Here is a 5,395-nt window from a genome sequence, read left to right as displayed (position 1 = left end):
CGCAACGCTGACGCGAAGACGCGACCAACGGTTTAGGTGTGGGCACAGTGTTCTGAGTTTGAGTGGAAATGACGATATGTCCATTCCCAAGCCGTTCGCGCCAGCGGGACAGAGTCCTTGGGGGGTAGCTCCCTCTGGGAGAGAAGCTGGGGGTGAGGGGGATCTGTCTCGAAGTAAACTGATCTGAAACGGCTAGGGGGTCTTCTCCGGCGAGGATTCCCCTGCCATGACCACAGCCCCCATGTCCCCCAACAGGCGGGACTGGTTGCGCAATACCCCCAGCAAATTAAGCCGGTTGGCCCGCCGACCAGGATCCGGATCCATCACCAGAACGGCTTCAAAAAACTGGGCTACCTGAGGGGCTGCCGCTTGCAGAGCTTCCACCAAGGGAACAAAATCTCCCCGTAAGGCCGGCTCCACCCCCAGATGATAGATTTTCTGGCAAGCCTCGTACAACTCCCTTTCTGCCGCCTCCTGCAACTGACCGGGATCCACGGCGGCTGCCGGATCCACCACGGCGTAGTCCAAGTCCCCTTGGGCTGCCAGGCGGGCGCAGCGATTGAGGGTGGGATAGAGATCCGCCAATTCCCCGGTGGCCCGCAGGTGTTGCAGGTACTCCGCCCGCAGCAAAGTCAAGGGCAGGTTGCCCAGGGCCCGCATGGTGAGCTCGGCCTTCTGGGGATCCTCCGCTTTGACCGACTCGGGATCCCCCACCACAGCCCTGACCAAGTCGTAATCAATCCGTTTTTCCTCCTGCAAAAGGGTCTGTATCCGTTGGGCCAAAAACTCCTGCAAGGCTCGCAAGGTGTGGACATCGCCAAAGGCATAGTCCTGCACCACACTCTGCAACAGGGAGTTAAAGTCAAAAGTCCAGCCGGCATCCCAGGCAACCAGCACCAGGCTGTTGGCGGCCCGCCGCAGGGCAAAGCGATCCGAGGAGCCGGTGGGGATCCGCCCCAAGCGAAACATGCCCACCAAGGTATCCAGGCGATCTGCCCAGCCCACCACCCGCCCCGTCAGTGCTGTGGGCAAAGCGTCCCCCGCTCCCAAAGGCCAGTAGTGTTGCTCAATCCCCTCGGCTACCGCCTCCGGTTCCCCATCCTGCCGAGCGTAGTCGGCCCCCATGATCCCCTGCAGCTCGGGGAATTCGTACACCATTTGGGTAACCAGATCCGCTTTGCACAGTTGGGCGGTGCGCTCCACCAGCGCTTGTTCCTGGGCATCCAAGTTCAAGGCAGCGGCAATGAGGCGGCTGATGTGGCGGATGCGCTCCACCTTGTCCCGCATGGAGCCCAGCCCTTCGGCAAAAGTAACCGCCTGCAGGCGTTCCACCCGCTGCGCCAAAGGGATCCGCCGATCCTCCTCGTAGAAAAAGCGGGCATCCGCCAGGCGCGCCCGCACCACACGGCTGTTGCCTGCCCCGATCCGCTCCGATTGCCGGGGGTCGCCGTTGGAGATGGTGATGAAATAGGGCAGCAATTTTCTGGGATCCCGGCCATCCCGTACTGGGAAGTAGCGCTGGTGAGTGATCATCACCGTCTCGATCACCGCAGGGGGCAAGCGCAAAAACTCTGGCTCAAAGCGCCCCAAAACCGCCGTCGGCCACTCCACCAAGTGCACCACCTCCCGCAGCAAAGGAGCAGGGAGCTGCGCTTCCCCATTCACTTGCCTGGCCAGCTTGGTCACCTCAGCCTGAATGTATGCCTCTCGCGCTGTTGGATCGGGGCTGACCCCCGCCTCTTGCATTTGCTGAACGTAGCTCTCGGCCCGCTCCAAGACGACCTGCGGGGATCCCAAAACGCGGTGCCCCCGGCTCACCCGCCCCGCCACCAAGCCCGGCATGGAATTGTCCTCGTGGGTCGGCAGCAGCAAAGGCAGCACCTGATCATCCCAAAGGGAGACCAGCCAGCGGATGGGGCGCGGAAACTTCAGATCCCCGCAGGCCCAGCGCATCAGCCGTTCACCACTCAAGTTGGTAATCCAGGCGGGTGCCAGTTCCTGGAGCACAGCTGCTGTTGGCCGGCCTCGCACCCGCTGCACCGCAAACACAAAGGATCCCTTGCCCACTTGCCGGATTTCCAGGCTGCCGGGATCCACCCCTTGTTTTTGGGCAAATTTTTCCCCGGCAGGGGTGAGCTGGCCATCTTGGTAGGCGACCTGAACCGGCGGCCCTTTCACCTCTAGGGTGCGATCCGGCTGCTGGGTGGGCAACCCCTGCAACAAAACCGCCAGGCGGCGCGGCGTACCGAAAAGCTGCATCTGCTCCGCTTGCAAATGGGCCTCCGCCAAAGAGGCCGGGATCCCGGTTCGCCACTGCTCTAGGGCCGAATCCACAAAACTGGCCGGGAGTTCCTCACAGCCGACTTCCAGCAAATAGGCAACCATACTCCTGTGCTCCGCAGGGCACTATCCCCACTTCCTCAATCAACATAGTCTATGGCTCTAAGCCTCCCTTCTGGCTCACGACTGCTCCGAACCTGGGGTATCCCAGTTTACCAGGGGAGCCGGGGCGGAGTTGAGACAAGAGCTCCAGTCCGCCAGACAACACCCCAATGCCATCCCTGTCAAGTGGGCTCTGCGGCCGCCAGAACCCCATCTCCTTGGCGCAAGGGATGAGCTGAATCCCGTGGCAAATGCACCACGATGATGGGAAGGCTGGGTCGGTTGCGGGCGATGGTCTCCGGCTCTCGGCCCAGACGCGACCGGTTGCCGGTTTCGCTGGGAACCAATACCAACACATCTCCTGGCTGCAGCGCTTTGAAGGCTTCCGCCACCACCCCCCCCTGCACCCGCTGAACCGGCAAGTGGGCATAGCTTTCTGCCGGCAAGGCTGGGGAGCTTTTCCGCCCAGGTCGGGTTTGCACCAGCAGGATCTGCAAACCCGCTTTCAATTCGCCGGCCAGCGTTTGCGCCAGCCCAATGGTCTGCTGCAGGGATCCGGGAGAGACCTCCAGCTCCGGTGCAACCAAGAGGATGCGGCGTGCTGTCTCGATGGGTACCGGAAACCGCGTAATCAAGACTGGGATCCCCACCTGCCGCACCACCGCGTCAATGATGCTGCCGAAAAAGTTCTCCGCATAGGTGGAGTAGCCCTTCCAGCCCAGGATCACCAAGGTCGCCTGCCGTTCCGCCGCCGAGCGAATGATCCCTTTTTCCACCGAGTCATCCACCCGCCGAATCGGCTCCACTCGGGTCACGGCGCTGTGGGCCAGAGCTTCTGCAAAGGTCAACAACTGCTCCTGCCGGGCCAGGGCTGCTGGCGAGATCCCGGCGCGGTCAGACAAAACATGCAGCGGCAGCAGCGTTCCCCCATCTTTTTTGGCCAAAATCAACGCCAACTGCAGCAGGTTGCTTTCGGTATCCGGGTTGGCCACCGGCACCAAGACGCGAGCTCCCCAATCCGGCTTGGGCAATTCGGTGGACTCTGCGGCCACCTCGGTGGGCTGCATTTGCTCTCCCCAGCGGGCCACAATCCAAGGCGAGGCAACACAGGTCACGAGGATCATGGCAATGGTGCCGTTCACCGTCAGCTCATCCACCAACTCCACCTGAAAAGCCACCGTGATGGCCGCCAGGGTAGCCGCCGCCTGAGCCATCGACAAACCGAACATGATCATCGTGCTGGCAAAGCGCCAGCCAAACAGTTGGGCCGGGATCCAAGCGGCCAGAAACTTGCTCACCACCTCCGCTGCAATCATCACTCCGCCCACCAGCAGCGTGCGCGGCTCCCCCAAGAGAATGCCGGGATTGATCAGCATCCCCACCGAGATCAAGAAAAAAGGCACAAACAGGGTGTTGCCGATAAACTGGATCCGGTTCATCAGGGGGCTGAGCTGGGGGATGATGGGGGTAATGGCCGTCCCGGCCAGAAAGGCTCCCACCACCGGCTCAATGCCGATCAACCCCGCTCCGTAGGCCACCACAAACAAAGTGGCGATCACGAAAGTAAACTCTGCTCCCTCGTCGTGACCAAAGCGTTGAAAGAACCAACTGCCCAGCTTAGGCACCCCCCACAGGGTGGCAAACGTGTAGAGGGCAATGGAAGGGATCAACGTCAGCCAAAAGCGCAGCGACAGCTCCCCTTGGTGGGCGCGCACCACCACCGCCAGCACCAACAAAGCCAGGACATTCGTGATAAGGGTGGCCCCCAAAGTTGCCCTCACCGTCTGCAGGCGCATCAACCCCAGCTTCGAGATGATGGGCAGACCGATCAGGGTGTGAGAGGCAAAACAAGAGGCCACCAGCACCGCCGCCAGAAAGCCATACCCAATGGCCAACATGGCTGCTGTGCCGATGAGCATGGGCAACAGAAAGGTGAGCGCCCCGAAGATGGTGGCCTTCCCGGCATTGAGCTTCAAATCTTCCAGACTGGTCTCCAGCCCCGCCATGAACATGAGAAACAACAGCCCCACCGTGCCCAGCAGGATGATGGTCTCGTCCCGCCGCAAGATGCCCAAGCCGTAGGGCCCCACCACCAGCCCAGCCAAGATTAACCCGATGATCCCCGGCAGGCGCAGCCGCTCAAATAGCAAGGGAGCCACCAGCATGATGGTCAGGATGATCAAAAACACCAGCACCGGATTCTCAACAGGGCCGATCAGGGCTAGAGGGATCCCCGACATTTTGAGCCAGTGAGCCAGCATAAATCACCCGACAGACAGCGATAACAGACCCGGCAAAGCGCCCGCATGAGTCTATCAGATTCCCTCGGCTCTAAAGTAGATCTCCGTAGTCCACAGTCCGTAGTCCACAGTCTTTGTCCAGCCTTCAATCGCTGGCAGGGCGTTTAACAAGTACTTAAAAGCACATCAAATACATTGGGAATGAAGACTGCTGGGCAGGGATGGCCGGAGAAAGGCAAGAGAAACTCCCGAGAAACACGCATTAGAATCAGAGGGTACATGCTCTTGGGCTGCCCATGCACCAGCTTGCTCCTGGAAAAGTGATCGGCCAGCGCTATCAACTGGTTCACAGCATTGCAGCGGGCGGCATGGGGCAGGTGTTCAAGGCTGTCGATACGCGCCTGTTCAACCGTCCGGTGGCGGTCAAGCTGTTGCACCAAAACTTAGCAGGCGATGACAACACCCGACGCCAGTTGCACAAACGTTTTCAGCAGGAAATTCGCATCAGCACGTTGTTGGGGGAGCACCCTGCCATTGTTAAGGTGCTGGATTACGGTCTAGAGAACGACCAACCTTACCTGGTGATGGAATACCTAACGGGGCGCAGTTTGGGGGAGCTAATGCTCAAGCAGCCGGTGCTGCCGCCTCAACAGGTGGTGAGGATGGCCCGCCAAGTGTGTGCCGGTCTCTATTACGCCCACAACCTGGAGACTGAGCAGGATGGCCATCTCATCAAGGGGGTGATCCATCGCGACATCAAACCCAGCAACCTC

At 60.6% G+C, this 5,395-nt stretch carries 3 protein-coding genes; 1 reads left to right on the top strand and 2 read right to left on the bottom strand.

The window, feature by feature from the left end:
- Positions 1 to 192 precede the first annotated feature (192 nt).
- The gene (gene glyS / locus NW815_RS07795; RefSeq protein ID WP_414415871.1) at positions 193 to 2,385 is read right to left on the bottom strand and encodes a glycine--tRNA ligase subunit beta; all 2,193 of its coding nucleotides are present in this window, start codon (positions 2,383 to 2,385) and stop codon (positions 193 to 195) included.
- Between the two features lie 179 nt (positions 2,386 to 2,564).
- Positions 2,565 to 4,643, bottom strand: a complete 2,079-nt coding sequence (locus tag NW815_RS07790) for a cation:proton antiporter (RefSeq protein ID WP_414389420.1) — start codon at positions 4,641 to 4,643, stop codon at positions 2,565 to 2,567.
- 275 nt (positions 4,644 to 4,918) lie between these two features.
- On the opposite strand from NW815_RS07790, the gene NW815_RS07785 reads away from it, so the two are divergent.
- Positions 4,919 to 5,395, top strand: a 477-nt coding sequence (locus NW815_RS07785; protein WP_414389422.1) for a serine/threonine-protein kinase, incomplete at its 3' end; no start/stop codon positions are given.

It is taken from the genome of Synechococcus sp. R6-7, from assembly GCF_047461695.1.
GTDB lineage: Bacteria > Cyanobacteriota > Cyanobacteriia > Thermostichales > Thermostichaceae > Thermostichus.
Note: the sequence above shows the minus strand (reverse complement) of the source record. Positions and strands in the feature narration are given on the sequence as shown.

Bases quoted from the DNA above. Each gene is read 5' to 3' on its own strand.
- glyS (WP_414415871.1), bottom strand. From the start codon at position 2,385: ATGGTTGCCTATTTGCTGGAAGTCGGCTGTGAGGAACTCCCGGCCAGT.
- NW815_RS07790 (WP_414389420.1), bottom strand. From the start codon at position 4,643: ATGCTGGCTCACTGGCTCAAAATGTCGGGGATCCCTCTAGCCCTGATC.